General features: G+C 61.2%; 18 protein-coding genes and 1 pseudogene. 10 read left to right on the top strand and 9 right to left on the bottom strand.

Annotation, left to right across the window (positions count from 1 at the left end; translation table 11 throughout):
• Nucleotides 1-87: 87 nt before the first annotated feature.
• The 6 genes from I8N66_RS03200 to I8N66_RS03175 all read left to right on the top strand — a co-directional run bounded on the left by I8N66_RS03200 (nt 88) and on the right by I8N66_RS03175 (nt 5391).
• Complete coding sequence (locus I8N66_RS03200) at nt 88-1068, top strand: NAD(P)-dependent oxidoreductase (protein WP_291149570.1); 981 nt, start codon at nt 88-90, stop codon at nt 1066-1068.
• A gap of 48 nt (nt 1069-1116) precedes the next feature.
• Complete coding sequence (locus tag I8N66_RS03195; protein WP_113537057.1) at nt 1117-2109, top strand: sugar-binding protein; 993 nt, start codon at nt 1117-1119, stop codon at nt 2107-2109.
• A 178-nt stretch (nt 2110-2287) separates the two neighbouring features.
• A complete protein-coding gene (locus I8N66_RS03190) occupies nt 2288-3184 on the top strand; it encodes an NAD(P)-dependent oxidoreductase (protein ID WP_291149568.1) in 897 nt (298 codons plus the stop codon).
• Between the two features lie 44 nt (nt 3185-3228).
• Complete coding sequence (locus I8N66_RS03185) at nt 3229-4011, top strand: FadR/GntR family transcriptional regulator (protein ID WP_291149566.1); 783 nt, start codon at nt 3229-3231, stop codon at nt 4009-4011.
• A 128-nt stretch (nt 4012-4139) separates the two neighbouring features.
• Nucleotides 4140-4961, top strand: coding sequence for a dienelactone hydrolase family protein (locus I8N66_RS03180; protein ID WP_291149563.1), 822 nt, complete (start codon nt 4140-4142; stop codon nt 4959-4961).
• Between the two features lie 211 nt (nt 4962-5172).
• Nucleotides 5173-5391: a hypothetical protein gene (locus I8N66_RS03175; protein ID WP_113537053.1), complete on the top strand. Its 219-nt coding sequence runs from the start codon at nt 5173-5175 to the stop codon at nt 5389-5391.
• A 177-nt stretch (nt 5392-5568) separates the two neighbouring features.
• On the opposite strand, the gene I8N66_RS03170 is transcribed toward I8N66_RS03175, so the two are convergent.
• From I8N66_RS03170 to I8N66_RS03160, 3 genes are all read right to left on the bottom strand, one after another.
• On the bottom strand, nt 5569-6075 hold the full coding sequence (locus I8N66_RS03170; protein WP_291149558.1) for a PTS sugar transporter subunit IIA: 507 nt from the start codon (nt 6073-6075) through the stop codon (nt 5569-5571).
• A gap of 341 nt (nt 6076-6416) precedes the next feature.
• On the bottom strand, nt 6417-6749 hold the full coding sequence (locus I8N66_RS03165; protein WP_113537051.1) for a hypothetical protein: 333 nt from the start codon (nt 6747-6749) through the stop codon (nt 6417-6419).
• A gap of 110 nt (nt 6750-6859) precedes the next feature.
• Nucleotides 6860-7309: an Rrf2 family transcriptional regulator gene (locus I8N66_RS03160; protein ID WP_291149554.1), complete on the bottom strand. Its 450-nt coding sequence runs from the start codon at nt 7307-7309 to the stop codon at nt 6860-6862.
• Between the two features lie 337 nt (nt 7310-7646).
• On the opposite strand from I8N66_RS03160, the gene hmpA reads away from it, so the two are divergent.
• From hmpA to I8N66_RS03140, 4 genes are all read left to right on the top strand, one after another.
• Nucleotides 7647-8861 carry an NO-inducible flavohemoprotein gene (hmpA, locus tag I8N66_RS03155; protein ID WP_291149552.1) on the top strand — a complete coding sequence of 405 codons (1215 nt, stop codon included), beginning with the start codon at nt 7647-7649 and terminating at the stop codon, nt 8859-8861.
• A 276-nt stretch (nt 8862-9137) separates the two neighbouring features.
• The gene (locus tag I8N66_RS03150; RefSeq protein WP_113537047.1) at nt 9138-9776 is read left to right on the top strand and encodes a LysE family transporter; all 639 of its coding nucleotides are present in this window, start codon (nt 9138-9140) and stop codon (nt 9774-9776) included.
• 160 nt (nt 9777-9936) lie between these two features.
• Nucleotides 9937-10296 carry a VOC family protein gene (locus I8N66_RS03145; protein WP_113537046.1) on the top strand — a complete coding sequence of 120 codons (360 nt, stop codon included), beginning with the start codon at nt 9937-9939 and terminating at the stop codon, nt 10294-10296.
• 236 nt (nt 10297-10532) lie between these two features.
• Nucleotides 10533-10952, top strand: a complete 420-nt coding sequence (locus I8N66_RS03140) for a GFA family protein (RefSeq protein WP_223729524.1) — start codon at nt 10533-10535, stop codon at nt 10950-10952.
• A 57-nt stretch (nt 10953-11009) separates the two neighbouring features.
• On the opposite strand, the gene I8N66_RS03135 is transcribed toward I8N66_RS03140, so the two are convergent.
• The 6 genes and pseudogenes from I8N66_RS03135 to I8N66_RS03110 all read right to left on the bottom strand — a co-directional run bounded on the left by I8N66_RS03135 (nt 11010) and on the right by I8N66_RS03110 (nt 17270).
• Nucleotides 11010-11765 carry an SDR family NAD(P)-dependent oxidoreductase gene (locus I8N66_RS03135; RefSeq protein WP_291149547.1) on the bottom strand — a complete coding sequence of 252 codons (756 nt, stop codon included), beginning with the start codon at nt 11763-11765 and terminating at the stop codon, nt 11010-11012.
• A 32-nt stretch (nt 11766-11797) separates the two neighbouring features.
• The gene (locus I8N66_RS03130; RefSeq protein WP_291149544.1) at nt 11798-12559 is read right to left on the bottom strand and encodes an SDR family oxidoreductase; all 762 of its coding nucleotides are present in this window, start codon (nt 12557-12559) and stop codon (nt 11798-11800) included.
• 13 nt (nt 12560-12572) lie between these two features.
• Nucleotides 12573-13608, bottom strand: a pseudogene (locus I8N66_RS03125) (proline racemase family protein).
• Nucleotides 13609-13622: 14 nt separating this feature from the next.
• Nucleotides 13623-15068 (bottom strand): aldehyde dehydrogenase family protein, encoded by a 1446-nt coding sequence (locus I8N66_RS03120; protein WP_291149541.1) that lies wholly within the window; start codon nt 15066-15068, stop codon nt 13623-13625.
• A 30-nt stretch (nt 15069-15098) separates the two neighbouring features.
• Nucleotides 15099-16337, bottom strand: a complete 1239-nt coding sequence (locus I8N66_RS03115) for an FAD-dependent oxidoreductase (protein ID WP_291149538.1) — start codon at nt 16335-16337, stop codon at nt 15099-15101.
• Between the two features lie 57 nt (nt 16338-16394).
• On the bottom strand, nt 16395-17270 hold the full coding sequence (locus I8N66_RS03110) for a dihydrodipicolinate synthase family protein (protein WP_113537039.1): 876 nt from the start codon (nt 17268-17270) through the stop codon (nt 16395-16397).
• Nucleotides 17271-17289 lie beyond the last annotated feature (19 nt).

The raw sequence follows: 17289 nt of genomic DNA, 5'->3' as shown, positions 1-17289 counted from the left end.
TCTCTCGTCCGACAAACCTGTTTTGTATGACAATTAAATATTGACGAAAGACGCCCTCGGTATATTAGTTAATGCTGGGAGATAAGCATGCTTATCCTTGTCACCGGGGCAACGGGCAAGGTCGGGCGGCACCTCATATCCACGCTGCTTGACCGACCGCGTTTTTCGCAAGCGCGCCTTCGCGCGCTATGCCACAACCGCGTGCTCGATCCGACCCAGCGGCTCAGCACCATCCACGGCTCCATCGCCGACCGTGCGGTCGCAGAGGCCGCGATTTCCGACGTAAGCCACGTCGTGCATCTTGCGACCTGCAAGGAAACGCCCGACGACGTGATGGATGTGACCGTAAAGGGTCTCTTCTGGCTGCTCGAAGCGTTCAGGGCGAGCCCGACAGCCCGCCAGTTCATCCTGATCGGCGGCGACGCCGCAGTCGGCCATTTCTTCTATCCTCATGACGGACCGATAACCGAGGCGACCCCGCACCGCGCCTATCCGGGCTGCTACGCACTCTCCAAAGTGCTCGAGGAGGTGATCGTCGAGCAATACGCCATCCAATACGGGATGAACCTCTGCTGCCTGCGAGCGCCGTGGATCATGGAAAAAGACGACTTCAAGTACTCCCTCTCCTTCGGAGACGACGTCTTCGGCGGCCCCGACTGGAAGACTTTTTTTCCGCCCGACGAGGCCAGGCGGCATGCAGTGGCCGGAACGGTACCGTTGCTGCGCGATGTCGACCGAAGGCCGCTCAAGCGCAACTTCATCCACGTCAGCGACCTCGTCTCGGCAATTCTCAGCGCGATCGACAATCCGCGCGCAGCGGGCCAGCGTTTCAACATCGCGATGAACCGCCCGGTCGACTACGGCGAGGTCGCAAGCTATCTCAAACGCACGCGTGGCCTGCCATCTGTCGATGTTCCAAGCCATTTCCACTCGAACTGGTTGGACAACAGCAAGGCAAGATACCTGCTGGACTGGCAGCCAGAATACGATCTCGAAAAGCTTATCGACCAGGCCTGGCAATACGAGCGTCCACCAAGTGATCCTCGCATCGTCTGGTATCCGGGTTGATTTGTGCCGCGGACAGAGGGTGTCCGCTTGTTTCAACGGGAGGAAAAAATGAGGAAAGCATTGGTGCTTGCAGTCGCGGCGCTCGCGCTGGCCACCGGCACCGCCGGCGCCCAGGAGAAGAAGCAGCTCGTCATTGTCGTCAAGGGCCTCGACAATCCATTCTTCGAGGCAATCAATCAAGGCTGCCAGAAGTGGAACAAGGAAAACACGAGCTCGGAATATGAGTGCTTCTATACCGGCCCCGCGTCGACCTCCGACGAAGCCGGCGAGGCGCAGATCGTCCAGGACATGCTCGGCAAGCCCAGCACGGCTGCGATCGCTATTTCGCCATCCAACGCCAAGCTGATTGCCCAGACGCTGAAGACCGCCAACCCGACGGTCCCGGTCATGACGCTTGATGCCGACCTCGCCAAGGAGGACGCGGGCCTGCGCAAGACCTATCTAGGCACGGACAACTACATGATGGGATCGCGGATCGCCGAGTACATCAAGAAGGCCAAGCCGAAAGGCGGCAAGATCTGCACGATCGAGGGTAACCCCGGTGCCGACAACATTCTCAGGCGCGCCCAGGGCATGCGTGACGTGCTTACCGGAAAAGAGGGACTGACCGAACTCAAGGGTGAAGGCGGCTGGACGGAGGTCGCGGGTTGCCCTGTCTTTACCAATGACGACGGCGCCAAGGGCGTGCAGGCGATGACGGACATCCTCGCGGCCAATCCCGACCTCGACGCCTTCGGGATCATGGGCGGCTGGCCGCTCTTCGGTGCTCCACAACCCTATCGCGACCTGTTCAAACCGATGGCAGACAAGATCGCGAAGAATGAATTCGTCATAGGCGCGGCCGACACGATCGGCGACGAAGTGGCAATTGCCAAGGAAGGTCTCGTAACTGCGCTTGTCGGCCAGCGCCCATTCGAAATGGGCTACAAGGCGCCATCGGTCATGATGGACCTGATCGCTGGCAAACCGGTGGAGGATCCGGTCTTCACCGGCCTCGATGAATGCACGAAGGACACGGCGGACACCTGCATCCAGAAATAGGCCTGCACCGGGGCGCCCCTTTCGGGCGCCCCGGCCCGCCTTCTGCTGCAACGGGAGGCAGCGCGCGTTTTTGCTGGCTAGCCGCGTCCGGCTGCAACGACCTCGCTTGGCAGTTCCCCTTGGCGAACTATCATCGATGGATGACCATTCACCAATGTTGCAGGACCTGGAGGGCATAATGACGAAGCGGATCATCTTCACCGGAGGCAGCGGCAAGGCCGGCCGCCATGTCGTGCAGTACCTCGTCGAGCAAGGTCATCAGGTGCTCAACCTCGATACCAAACCACTCGACAACCCGAAGGTGCGCACCCTGATCACCGACATCACGGACAGCGGTCAGGTGTTCAACGCGCTCTCAAGTTACACGGGCCTGCACGAGTTCGACCCGTCGCTCGCAGCGCAACCAATCGACGCGGTGGTCCACTTCGCCGCGATCCCGCGCATCCTGATCGCGCCCGACAATGAACTCTTTCGCGTCAATGCCATGGGCACCTACAACGTCATCGAGGCGGCGGTGAAACTAGGCATCCGCAAGATCGTCATCGCATCGAGCGAGACGACCTACGGCCTCGTCTTCGCCAATGAGCCACGAATGCCGCGCTATTTTCCACTCGACGAGGACTATGACGTCGACCCGATGGATAGCTACGCACTCTCCAAGGTCGTCAATGAAAAGACCGCACGCGCCTTTGCCCTCAGAAGCGGCGCCGACATCTATGCCTTGCGCATCGGCAACGTCATCGAGCCCAGCGAATATCACCTCTTCCCTGGCTGGTTCGCCGATCCGGGTTTTCGCAAGCGCATCGCCTGGAGCTACATCGACGCGCGAGATCTCGGCCAGATCGCGCTGCGTGCCATAGACACGGATGGCCTCGGTTTCCAGGTCTTCAATGCCGCGAATGACGATACGTCTTCGGACATTCCGACGCAGGAACTGATCGACTGCTTCTACCAGGGCGTTCCGGTCAAGGGGCAGCTCGGCGAATACGAGACGCTGCTATCCAATCGCAAAGCGCGAGCGATGCTCGGCTTTCGCCCGCAGCACAGCTGGCGGAAATATGTTGACGACAAGTGACGCAACACCCGGAGGAGCGGCGCAGATTGCGAGAAAATAGGGAAATGACTGAACAACGATCAGGAAAGGGCTCCGCTGGGCCGGCTACTGCGGAAGCAGTACGCGCGATCCGACGCCTCGACGCGCCGCGCATATCGGCGCCCAGCGTCCACATGTCGCTTGCCGATGACATCGGGCTCAGGATCGTGCGTGGCGACTATCCGCCCGGAACGATCCTGCCGAACGAGGCTCAATGGACGGAAATCTTCAACGTCAGCCGAACCGCCGTCAGGGAAGCGATCAAGATACTGATGGCCAAGGGGCTGCTCGCCTCGCGTCCGAAAATCGGCAGCTGGGTAGAACCGAAGGAGCGTTGGAACCTGCTCGACCGCGACGTCCTCAGCTGGTACGCGCTGTCGCCGGACCGCCTCCGGTTCCTCAAGACCGTACAGGAATTTCGCCACATCATAGAGCCGGAAGCGACGGCGCTCGCCGCGGCCCGCCGCAGCGGCGAGCAGATGGCCGAAATCAGCGCGGCATTGAAAGACATGGGACAGGCGACGACGCTGCAGGTCCGAACCCAGGCGGACACCCGCTTTCACCTTGCAATCCTGCGCGCTTCCGGAAACGATCTCTTGGTACCGCTGGGGGCGCTGATCGAATCCGCGCTGAACCATCTCTTCCTGCTGGTAACCCGGGACGACAGCAGTTCCGTTCACGCACTTAAGCTCCACGAGAACATCGAGAAGAGCATTCGCCTCCGACGGCCGAACGCAGCCCGCCATGCCGTGCAGCGACTGTTGGCCAACACCGATGAGCTCATTGCGCATTCAGAGCGCAACGCGTGATCTCGGTCATGCGACATGGCACTTGGTCGCACCTTTGCTTGTGTGGAAGCAGCACCCAGTCGACGCGATAGCCGCTGGTCACATCGCCGGTCCGGGTGTGTAATAGCTACCCGATCCGGGAGGATCCCATGAGGAGCGAGTTCGAAAAGCGCCAGCTTGCCGTCAGTCGTCGTGAATTCCTCGCGGTTCTTGCCATTGCATCCGGCGGAACGGGTCTGGTGCCGCGACCAACGGCGTCGTCTGCCGTCGCACCCCGTGATGATCCCAATGTGCGGGTAGACGCGACCAAGATCGACAATGGTGCCGGCGGATTGGCGAGCTACCTTGCTCTGCCTGCAGCACCGGGCCAGGTTGCCAGTCTCATCGTTGCCCATGACGCACTTGGCCTGACGCCGCATTTCGAGGGTGTCGCGCGACGACTGGCAGCCGAAGGCTTCGCCGCGCTGGCGCCCGACTTTGCGTCACGCTACGGGGGAACGCCTGCGGAGCCGGGACCCGCGCATGAGGTTGTGGGAATGACGACCTGGGACGAGTGGCTTGGAGATACGCGCGCAGCCTTCGGCTGGCTGACAAACCAGCCTCATAGCAACGGTAAAGTCGCCGCGATCGGATTTGGCCTCGGAGGGAGCGCGCTTGGCCGGATCGTCTTCGAGTTGACGGATCTCACCAGCGCCGTCCTTTACTACGGCCGCGCTCCGCCGCCGGAGAACGTGAGAAGGATCGACACTCGCCTTCTGCTCAACTACGCGGCGGACGATCCGCTCGTGAACCCGCAGGTCGGTGCGTTCAAGAAGGCCCTTACCGAGGCAAACATCGATTATCGGGCATTTTCATACGAAGGCGCCAAGCACGGCTTCGAGGATGACACGGCTCCTGGTGCGTACTCTCCGGAAGCCGCTGAACTCGCCTGGGCGCGAACCATCGAATTCTTGAAACGCACCACCGCCTAGCACGCGGGCAATCACGCAGAGTGCTCCCTCTCAATCGCACGAAGCTTCGTCCGCGCCGCCTCGCGGCGACGGCATCCAACTTTTCACCACCAAGATCGGTCTGTAACCGCAAGCGAGTCAGCCCGTCACCGAACCCATTCGTTCAAACTCCTCCCCCTTTAGTTCGGCAACATATATATTATAATACACTTATATACAGTGGAGGCCGCACATGAAAAACACCGGAATCACAATGAATGCGGAATTCCAGGGAAGCGATGTGAGTGTGCTTTCGAGTGACCCGCTTATGGGGACATTCGAGCTCACATCGTCCACAGGCGGAAACATTGAAGTCTTGCTGGATCGCTATAGCGCGGAAGCATTGCTCTCGGCGCTTGAGCAATTCCTCGCCCATGGCGACGAGACAGCGCAAGCTCCGTGGTTGCAGTAACCGACGCTGAACACACCGAGAGGCGGAGGAAGGTTAACCTCCGATACTCATCGAACGGTGTGATGGCGCCTTGAGTACGCACGTGGTCTTTAGTCCACGCGGACCGGCCCGCATCAACCGCGGGCGCGTCCGATGACGTCGCCCGGCTGACGATCGCCGACAACAATGCTCGGCGAACTACGCTCGGAGCGAGCCGGTCGGGGCTGTTGGCGAAAGTTGCGTTGCAGGCTCGCCTATGCCGGTGTGTCCCGAAACCAGGATAGAAGCCTCAGCTTCAGACCGTGCACCACGCAGTGACGCCAATAGCTTCCTTGAACGAAACAGCCGACAATGCTTCGCCAGGTGTTGCAAGAAGCGGTCGGGATGTTCCTGTGGCCATACCACTGCGAGGAAGACATCAACCGCTTCGTCATCCGAGGCATTGAAGTCGATCGGTTCGCGCAGTGTCACGAGCACCCTCGCGGGAATTTGCAGATCCGAAACAAGCGCGTGCGGCAAGGCAAAGCCACCCCCGAAACCGGTTGAGCCAAGAGCCTCACGCTCCATCAGCCCGCCAAAAATGACGCTTGAGGCAACCCCTGTGCGTTCCGCTAGATGCGACGCGATGACCTGAAGGACCGATCGCGCGTCCTTCGCCGATATCCCCAACAGAAAGTCTCTTTCGATGCAGAGATCATCGTTCATCGAACCCCTCCCCTATTCGTCTGGTAGGTGAAGTTGCCACTCACCTTCAGATCTTTACCTTTGTTTGCTAACTGCGACGGAATGCCCTCCTTGCCTGTGCCTGCGAAGCTATCACGATCTGACGTTGCGCCTTCACCGTTGAATTTCAAGCCGAAGTTCCCGCATTGCGATCAACTCGCGCTCACTTCTTCGTTTCGGACAACGCTGGGGGATGGCGACGCTATCGCCCGTGGATAGCTTGCGCTGGCAACGGACGTGCTTTCCTCGCGGCAAATTCGGCGGAGAAACGCCGGACGAGTGCACGCGTTCGTCAGCCAGGGAGCGTGCGCGCTGGCGTTCGCTTAGGACCCTTGGTCCGTAGTTTCGGCAGATGAGGCTGTTGGATTGTTCTTCGCTTCCATGGCCGCTTCGATCTGCCTGATGACCTTGACAGCCTCGTGGAGGATCGCCCGCATTTCGTCATCGTAGAGATGCACCGGGATACCTCCGGCCCGAATGACATCCATGGTCTCGGCCGACTCTGTCAGCCGATCAGGCTGCCCGAGCATTTCCCAACCCTCCTGGATCGTGACATAGGCCCGAGCAAGGAGACGGAGCTTTTCTCCCTCTGACAAAATGTGAATATCGCGCGCGGCGCGGGTCAGTTCGGCAATGACGTCTGAAGTACTTCTCATAGGACACCTGGCTACGCAGATACCGTGGTGCAACACGCTCACTTATCCAGATTGAGCTAATGTATGGACTGAAGAAAACAAGCCCCCGACTGACCGAATTGATACAGTCCTCAAGCTTGACGTCCGACGGCGAAACCCAAAAGGTCGCCAAGCGCCGAACGCTTCCCCACCAGATCAGCAAGCGTGTACTTGTCGAAAACCGCTACAAAGGCGGCTGTGGCTTCTGAAAGGACGCTTGGCAAAGCGCAGGCCGGCGCGATGCGGCACCCTTCGCAATCGATCAGATCCGCCAACTCTTCCGTGTGCCGAAGCAGAGCACCGAGATTGATCTCGCTCGCAGGTCTTGCGAGGCGGATGCCGCCGTTGCGACCGCGCACGGACTCCAGAAACTCAGCGTTTGCAAGATCCTGAACAACCTTCATCATATGGTTTTGCGAGACCGAGAACGTGTCCGATATCTCCCGGATCGAGCTAAGCCCCGATGGCCGTGATCCCAAATAGATCATCAATCGCATTGCGTAGTCGGTATATTTGGTGAGCCTCATTGGGGTCTGCGTCAAAAAGTCCAATCCATAAACATGCATTTGATTAGCATCTTTGCCTTCGAATAAATAGATGCATCTTGAATACATATTTAAGGACAGACTGCGATGAACTCGCAAACGATAGCGGAAGCAGACATCAGGACGATCGCGAAACGCTTCTGCGGCGAAGTCCGGGGCCGACCCGGCTTCACCTTCTTTCTCAGCCGATCATCGAAGCCAACGCTACCACCAAGGTCATCGTCCAACCGGAGGTTCCCCACCACCTCCAGACCGCAGGCCCGGTGAAAAGCCGGCTGAACGTCTGCGATCACCAACCTGCCCCCACCGACGCATCATCTCGAAAGGAAAGATCATGCCGAAACCGCTCTCACCCGAGACTGTTCAAATCGTAAAGGCAAGCGTTCCGGCGCTCGCAGCGCACGGAGCCGACATCACGAAGAGCATGTATGCCCGCCTCTTCCGCGACGACCATATCCGCGAGCTGTTCAACCACGCCAACCAGGGCGATGACGGCTCACAGGTCAACGCACTTGCCGCCGCGATTGTGGCCTATGCGCAAAACATCGATAACCTTGGCGTGCTCGGCCCCGTGGTCGAGCGGATCGCGCAAAAGCACATTGGTTATCACATCCTTCCGGATCACTATCCCTTTGTCGCCACTGCCCTTCTCGCCGCCATCGAGGACGTGCTCGCAAGCGCCGCGACACCTGCGCTCCTGAATGCGTGGGGCGAGGCCTACTGGTTCCTCGCGGACGTGCTCAAGGAGCGTGAAGCAGAAATACGCAGCGAACTTCTGGAGCGTTCGGGCGGTTGGAACGGTTGGAGAGATTTCGTTGTCGAGACGAAGGTTCGCGAAAGTGACGTCGTCACATCGTTCGTCTTGAGGCCCAAGGATGGTGGCCCCGTTGCGCGCCACAAGCCCGGTCAATACCTGACGCTTCGCTTCCAGCTGGAGAATGGCCAGGAGATCAAGCGCAACTACTCGATCTCCAGTGGTCCCAACGATCTTTTCTACCGCATCTCGGTCAAGCGGGAAGCACAAGGGCAAGGTGGCTCGCGACACCTCCACGACCAGGCGGCCGTCGGAACGGTCTTGAGCGTAACCCCGCCGGCGGGCGACTTCTTCCTGCCCGAAGCGCCGCAGGCACCGGTCGTGCTGCTGTCGGGCGGTGTCGGCCTGACGCCGATGGTCAGCATCCTGGAGACGATCGCCAAGGAGCATCCGAACCTCGAAGCGCATTTCGTCCACGGCGCGCTGAACAGCGGGACCCATGCCATGGACCGGCACGTTCGCAAGCTCGCCAACGCACACGGCAAGATCAGGATCAGCAGCTTCTACAGTGCACCTTCAAGCGAGGATGCGGTCGGGCTGTCTCATGACTTCGATGGCTTCATCACCGCCGAGTGGCTTCGCCAGAATACACCGATTGAGAATGCCGAATTCTATCTCTGTGGGCCGAAGCCGTTCCTTCGCGCCCTCGTTCCGGCACTTGCCAGAGAAGGCGTTTCAAGCGAGCGCGTTCACTTCGAGTTCTTCGGGCCGTCCGACGAACTCATCGCTGCCTGAGGAAGCGCGATACGAAAACGATCTCCGAAGCCTCGCGGCATTTCTACCCCACACGATCGGCGGCTTCATTGCCGAACGTGTGGGGCGGAACTCAGATTTCTCGATGAACGAAGCAAGCTGTTGAACATCCCGCGTGGAGGACCGCTCCCGGCGAACGCCGGCGGCCAGCTGGTCGATCGGTGCGGGCGTGAGTACCGGAACGATTGAGAAACGGCGCAACTCGCTTCATATTGCTCCCGCGCTGGCCTTGCCCGGCTTTCACCGAGAGGAAGCGACATGCATGAACTTGCAATTCTTGTCTCCATCTTGGGCGTCTTCCTTCTTGGAGCCATGAGCCCTGGCCCTAGCTTCATTGTGGTGTCGCGGATTGCGATCGCCCGCTCTCGCGCCGACGGAATAATGGCAGCGTTGGGCATGGGCGTCGGCGGCTTTGTCTTCGCCTGCATTGCGGTGGCCGGCCTGACAGCGATCCTCCTCCAGGTCGAATGGCTCAACACCCTGCTCAGGCTCGCCGGCGGCGCATATCTTGTCTGGATCGGCTTCAGCATCTGGCGTGCAGCGCCCCAGACGATATCGATTGCCGATGCTCCGGCTGACCAGCCGAGCACGCTGTGGAAGTCCCTGCTGCGGGGCCTGTTCGTGCAAGTATCCAATCCAAAAACGGCGATATTCTACGCGTCGATGTTCGCCGCGCTGCTGCCGTCTCCGACGCCTACCTGGATGCTCCTCGCGCTTCCACCGCTCCTCTTCATCAACGAGTTCATGTGGTATGCGATTGTCGCCGTCGGCTTTTCCTCGCGCGCACCGCGAGCCGTCTATCTGCGCTCCAAGACCTGGATTGACCGGGCTGCCGGCGCAGTCGTTTGCGCGCTGGGTATCAAGCTGATGGCCGACAGCGCGCGAACAATCGGCTGATGCCCTGAGCGAGGCGTAACAACGCCTCGCCACCCAAAGCGTGCGCCCGATCGCAAGAAGCAGCGCTGTCTGCGATACAACCATCGCGTCCAAATGCGCCGTCCGAGTTGCAAGTGGGCACATGCATTGGCATTGTTCCACCCCGAACGAAGAGAGGACAATGCCAAAAGTCGTTGGAATCGGTGGAGTGTTCTTCAGGGCGGCGGACCCAGCTGGGCTCGCAGCATGGTACGAGAACCATCTTGGGATTGACGATCTGCACAAAGCCGTTTGGCAGCAGGAGGCAGGCGCAACGATCTTTGGGCCGTTCTCTAAGAACACCGACTACTTCGGTCGATCGGAACAGCAATGGATGATCAATTTCCGCGTCGATGATCTCGATGGACTCATGGCTAAGCTGAGGGCGAGCGGCATTGCGGTGGAAACCCGTGCCGAATGGGACTCGGAAGTCGGCCGGTTTGCACGCATTCACGATCCTGAGGGCAATCCGGTTGAACTCTGGGAACCAGCGAGCGCGTGAATGATGGCGAATGGCCCGCCACTCACGGCTCGGACAGCAGAGTGAACCGTTCATAAGCCTTCCTATGGCTGCCCTCTGGACCTTGGAAGGCCGCGCCCTACTTCACCGGTTTGGCGCGCCTGAGATTGCATCAGGCCTCAGCCCCCGCGCATCACTACCGCAAGGACTTGCGGTTCCGATCAGCGCTTCAGCCCTCAATCCAATGCCAATTCGCCACGCTAGCGGGAGGAACGTCCATGACCATTGCCCAATGCGCCTGCGGTGCACTCAGACTAAAGCTCAGCGAACCACCCCGATTGACTGCGCTGTGTCACTGTTTCGCTTGCCAGCGAAGAACTGGCGCCCCGTTCAGTGCAAATGCGTTCTACGCACCTGAATGCGTCGAGATCTCCGGAGCGTCTACAGAGTTCATGCGCACCGCAGACAGCGGTCGCAAGGTTCGAATGCATTTTTGCCCAACATGCGGATCGACCGTCTATTGGAAGGCCGAAGCCGCACCGTCCTGGATCGGGCTGGCGGTTGGCTCAATTGCGGATCCGACCTTCGCGCCGCCTGTCATATCGGTGTTCGAGCAGTCGAAGCATGCTTGGGTGCGGCTTGGCGAAACGATCGAACATTTCCAAGGCCTTCCAACCGGCCAAGGTGAACATGAATAGCGGGGCGGGCGGCAGCCGCATCTTCCAGAGAGAAGTTCGGGCCGGCAACATTCGATCTTACGCGACGGCCTGAGCGCCCGTTATTTCGACAAGCGAGCCACAGATGAATGCAGCCTCGTCCGATGCGAGGAAGGCGACGAGTGCCGCAACCTCTTCCGGCTTTCCGATCCTGCCAAACGGAACGAGCCTGTCGAGGTCGGCAATGGTTCGCCCTGATCGCTTCACGCCGGATTCCAGCATGGGCGTGTGAATTTCACCCGGACACACGGCATTCACCCGGATCTTGTTTGGCGCATAATCTCGGGCAAGGTTCTGCGTGAACGCCGCGACCGCCGCCTTGGTGGTGTTGTAGGCAATGTGGTTCGGCGCCGGATAGAGGCCCCACTGCGAGGCGGTGTTGACGATCGCACCGCCGCCGGCCTCGATCATGTGCGGTAGCGTGGCCCGGCAAAGGTGGAACATTGAATCGAGATTGACCGCGAAACTCAGACTCCAGTCGTCGTCGGTCAGCGACAGGAGATTGCCGCGTCGATTGATGCCGGCGTTGTTGACCAGCAAGTCGATGCGCTTTCTCAGCGCAAACGCTTCTTCGATCAGCCCGAAACAGGGCTCCTTGCGCGAAATGTCGGCAGCAATCGCGACCGCGGAACCACCGACGGAGACGATCTCGGCAGCGACAGCGTCCGCTGCTTCACCATTCACGTCCGAGACGACGACCAATGCGCCCTCGTCCGCCAGCCGCCGCACTATCGCGGAACCGATGCCGCCGCCACCGCCGGTCACGATCGCCACCTTGTCCTCGAACCTCTTCATCGTCTCTCTCCTCTCCTATCGGGTGTAACCAGTCATCGAATGTAGCTGCCGCCATTGACGTCGAGCGTCGCGCCGTTCAGCGAACGCTGCGAAGGCCGGAGCGCGAAGGCGACGAGTTCAGCGATCTCCGAGGGCTGGGCCATTTCGCCGATCGGAATGTCGGCGACGGCCGCCTGCTTGCCGAACTTCGCGACGAAGTCCTCAGCCATGTCCGTCTGCACCCAGCCGGGTGCGATCGCCAGGGCGACGACACCATCGGCGCCGAAGCTGCGGGCAATCGATTTGGTGAGATTGACCAGCGCCGCCTTCGTCACGCCATAGGGCATGGCGTCGGCCGCATAGCCGCGCTGTCCCGCCCGGCTCACCATGTTGATGATGCGCCCGCCACCCTGAGCCCTGAAGTGCTTCAGAGCCGCCTTGCAGAGATCAGCTGCAGCAAAGAAGTTCACCTGGAATTCCCTCTGCCAAGCCTCTCGCCAGGCACCCGGTTCGGCATCAATCGAAATCTCAGTGCGGATGCCGGCATTGTTGACGAGCGCATGGATGCGTCCGGCGCGAGCTTCGGCGTTCCGCCAGAGGTTGAAGGCGCCGTCATCGGCGGAGAGATCTGCCCGCACAATCATCCCCTCGCCCGGAATACTGGCCAGCAGTGCCTCCGCGGCCGCCCGGTCGCGGCCATAATGGATGATCGGACGGGCACCCTCCTCCGCCAGGCGCCGCACGATCGCAGCACCAATGCCGCCGGAAGCGCCGGTGACGAGGACGGTCTGGCCCGAAAGAGTTGTTGTTGTCATGACGCCTCCTCCTTCAACTCAAAGCATCGACCTGCGGACCCCAACTGTCAGAAAGCGCAAAACCGCTCCTGAACGGGTCCTCGTCGGAAATGCGGAGCTGCTCACGGCCATAGATCCAGGCCTGCCCGGTGATGCGCGGCAACACCGCGGGGCGGCCGCCGACTTCTGAGACACCAATCGCCTCGGCCGTGAACTCGCCGCCAATGATCGAGCGCGATGTTCGCCGATCGCCGACCCTGAGTTTTCCGCGGGCATAAAGCGTTGCGAGATTTGCCGAGCTGCCGGTTCCGCAAGGTGATCGGTCGACACGGCCGGGTTTCAGCGTCGTACAGGTACGCACGGCTCCGTCAGGCGCTTCGCCACGAAACATGACATAGGCGATCTCGTCGATGCCGGTCAGCACCGGATGCTTCACCGCCACCTGTTCGGACAGCAAGGACTTCAGTTCGATGCCGGCTTCGGCCAGATAGCGGGCGTTTGGCCGGCGCAATCTCGCTGCCCACCTGAACAACGTCGACGATCGCGTAGTAAACGCCACCGAAGGCGATATCGACCTTGATGCGGCCCCAGCGCGGCGTCTCGATTTCCCGATCAAGCGCCTCGGCAAAACTCGGCACATTGTCGAGGCTGACGGACAGGCAGCGGCCGTCGCGGCAGGTGGCGCGGGCAACGATCAACCCCGCCGGAGTGTCCAGCCGCACGATCGTTTCCGGTTCCCGCATCGGGACGCGGCCACTTTCGAGGAGCGCCGTCACGACGCAAATGCAATTGCTGCCGGACATCGGATGGGCACGATCGGCCTGCAGCACGATAAAGCCGGCATCCGCGTCAGGCCGCGTTGGCGCGAGGAGCAGGTTCACCGACATCGCCACGCTGGCGCGCGGCTCGAAGGTGACGAAGCGGCGCAGGCTGTCGTCGACCATGTTGATGTGGTTCATCTTGTCAAGCATGGTCGCACCGGGAATTTCCGGCGCGCCACCGACGATCACCTTGCCGATCTCGCCCTGGCAATGGACCTGCAGCAGATCGAGCGAGCGATCCCAACTGATGGAAAGCGTGCCACTCATTTGATGTACCAGCCCCATTTTTCACCGGTGGCAAAGCGGGTGATCTGCTTGGTCTCGAGATAGTTATCCAGACCCCAGCGCCCGAGCTCGCGGCCGATGCCCGATTCCTTGTAGCCGCCCCAGGGCGCCTCGGTGAATGTCGGCTGCGAGCAGTTGATCCAGACGATTCCGGCGCGGAAGGCAGCGGCCACGCGCTCCGCGCGACGGTCGTCCCGCGACATGACGGCGGCCGCGAGACCGAAACGGGAATCGTTGGCAAGCTCGATCGCTTCCTCCTCGGTCGAGAATGACCTGATAGAAACGACCGGTCCAAAAATCTCCTCGCGCCAGGCATCGCTTTCCAGGGGAACATCGGTCAGCACCGTCGGTTCGAGATAGTAGCCCGTCTCGAAACCTTCGGGCCGCTTCCCGCCGCAGGCGACGGTCGCACCGGCAGCCTTCGCCGCCTCGATCGCCGCGACGACCTGCTGATGTTGGCGCTTGGAGACCAGAGGTCCCAGAAGCACGCCGTCTTCGAGCCCATTGCCGATGCTGATCTTCTTCGTTTCTTCGACGAGACGGGCGATCAGACGGTCGTAAATACCGTCGTGTATCAGGACGCGGGACGTCGCCGAGCAAACCTGCCCCTGGTTCCAGAAGATGCCGAACATGATCCATTCGACGGCCTCGTCGATATCGGCGTCATCGAAGACGACGAAGGGCGACTTGCCGCCCAGATCAAGGCTGATGCGCTTGATGTCGCGGGCGCCGGAACCGGTGAAGGCAAGCTTGTCGACCTGCCTGTGGTCGATGATCGCCTGACCGGCGACCGAGCCGGCTCCGGTAACGACATTGAGGACGCCGGCGGGGAGACCGACGTCATCGGCGATCGCCGCAAGCTCCAGCGCCGTCAGCGACGTCACTTCGGCCGGCTTCAAGACCACCGTGCAGCCGGCCGCGAGTGCCGGCGCCACCTTCCAGGCAGCCATCAGCAGCGGGTAGTTCCAGGGGATTATGGCGCCGGCAACGCCGATCGGCTCCTTGACAGCTTTGGACGTGAAGCGCGCATCGGGGAGCGCGATCGGCTCCTCCGGACTGTTGTCGAGCTGCTCCGCAAGCCCGGCATAAAAGTCGAAACAGCCGGCCGCGTCGGCAACATCCCAATCGGCCTCCGGAAGCGGCTTGCCGTTGTCGATCACTTCCAGACGCGCGATCTCCGCCTGCCGGGCACGAATACCCTCGGCGATGGCGCGCAGGTACCTGGCGCGTTGCGCCCCGGACAGCTTCGGCCAGCCGTCCCTATCGAAAGCGCGGCGTGCCGCCTTGACCGCGACATCGACGTCTTCCGCCGTTGCCGCGGCGATCCTGTGGATCACCTCTTCCGTCGCCGGATTGACGACGTCGAAGGTCCGTCCATCGGACGACGGCCTCCACTTGCCATCGATATAGAGTTCGCTTCGCATGGTTTTCTCCCTGTTTTCCCGGCGCCGCGCTTAGAAGCGATCGACGCGATAGGGTTTGAGATCGACGGGGGGCATCATGCCCGCCATGAGATCGGCGATCAGGCGAGCGGTCGTGGCCGCATAGGTGAGCCCGAGATGGCCGTGACCGGTGGCGTAGAAGACGTTCCTGCGTTTGGCAGAGGGGCCGATGACCGGCACCGTATCCGGCAGGGCGGGTCGGTGGCCCATCCATTCGCTCATCTGTTCGGCCTTGAGATCGGGCAGCGCTTCCTTCGCCCGCTTCACCAGCACTTTCGCGCGACGGTAATCCGGCGGCGCGTCCAGGCCGGCCATTTCCACCGTACCGCCGACGCGAATGCCACCCGCCGTCGGCGCGACCATGAAGGCGCGGGCCGGCCAGATGATCGAATGGCGCATGGCGATACCCGGCGCCATGATCTGGGTGTGGTAGCCGCGCTCGGTCTCAAGCGGGATCGACTCGCCGATCAGACGTGACAGACGACCGGTGAAGGCGCCTGCCGCCAGCACGAAACGATCGGCCGGCAGCCGGCCGCCGTCCGCTAGTCCCAACGCCGATATACCGCCCTCGCCTTCCTCGAAGGCGACGACCTCGCCGGTCTCGATCGTACCGCCGAGCGCCTGGAAGCGATCGGCCAGGGCCGTCACCAGCCGATGGGGATCGGCGATCGAACGGTTGTCGGGGAACAGCACCGCCTTGGCGATTTTCGTCGTCAGGGCCGGCTCGAGATTGCGGATGGCATTGGCCCCGAGAATCTCGTGACGGAAGCCAAAACGTTCGAGGATTTCGATATGGTCCCGGTCCGCACGAAACTCGGCCTCGTCGGCATAGAGGCTGAGGCAGCCTTCGGCGCTCAAGAGGGATGTGAGCCCCGTCTGGCTCAAAAGTGCGTCGAGATCCTCATGAACCCGGCCGCAAAGGGCGGCACCCGCTGCCTCCAGTTCGCGCAGTTTTGTCGGCCGGCTGGCTGCGAGGAAACGCAGGAACCACGGCACAAGCTTCGGCACGTAGCCTGGCCGAATGCGCACCGGCCCCTCCGGATCGAGCAGCCATTTCGGCATCTGTGCCCAGACACCGGGACGCGAAGCCGGCATGAACTCGGTCACGGCAATGCTCGCCATATTGCCGAAGGAGGCTCCCATGCCCGGGGCAGCGCGGTCGATCAGCGTCACGGAAAAGCCGCGGCGCTGAAGCTGGTAGGCGATGGTCGTGCCGATGATGCCGGCGCCAACGACAGCGATGGATGACAAGGGAGTTCTCCTCGAAACTCGAAAAGCCGGAAGCAGGCTGCTTCCGGCCCGCTTGCGTCAGTTGAGGATCGGCGCGACGGCCGCGCGAAAATCCGCCTTTTCCTGCTCGGTCAATTCTCCGAGCGGCGCACGGCAGAGACCGACCGGCGTGCCCTGAAGCTCGCAGCCGTACTTGATCTTCTGCACGAACTTGCCGCTTTCGAGGATGTTCATGGCGCGATAGAGCACCGTCATCTGTTCGCGCGCCTTGGCGAGATCACCCGAACGGAAGGTACGGTCGAGATCGACGCAGGCCTTCGCCATGCAATTGGCCGGGCCGCAGATCCAGCAGTCCGCGCCCCAGAACATGAAGTCGAGGGCGATATCGTCGGAGCCGGAGATAAGGTCGATGCGACCCTTGTAGCGTGCATAGATGTCGATCGCGCGCTGAAGCGACCCTGAACTTTCCTTGATGCCGAGCACCCGCGGATCGTCGGCAAGCGCATCGAGGATATCGAACCCGATCTCCACGCCGTCCTTGTAGGGGTAGCTGTAAAGGACGAGGTTGATATCCGTCTCCTTCAGCACGCGCTGGAAGTGAGCGAGAAGCTCTTCCTGGGTTGGCCGCGTGTAGAACGGGGTCGCAAGCAGCACGGTGTCGTAGCCGATCTCCTTGGCCCGCATCGTGTTCTCGATCACCTCGCGGGTGGCCGGGCCATTCGTTCCGGCGATCAGGGCCTCACCGGCCTTCGCAAAATCCTTCACGAATTTCAGCACGTCGTCGCGCTCAGCATTCGACAGCGCCGAGTATTCGCCGGTCGAACCCATCGGCACCCAGCCGGTGACGCCGGCGGCGCGCAGGCCTGTAAGGTGCTTTTCGAAGGCCTTGAAATCGACCTTGCCATTCGCATCGAACGGCGTGATGAGGGCGGGCATGACGCCAGAGAGTTTCATGGGGAGGTCTCCTGTCCTT

Origin of the sequence: Ensifer sp. SSB1 (genome assembly GCF_016652895.1) — a bacterium.
Lineage (GTDB): Bacteria > Pseudomonadota > Alphaproteobacteria > Rhizobiales > Rhizobiaceae > Ensifer.
This window is presented reverse-complemented; position numbering and strand designations above follow the sequence as displayed.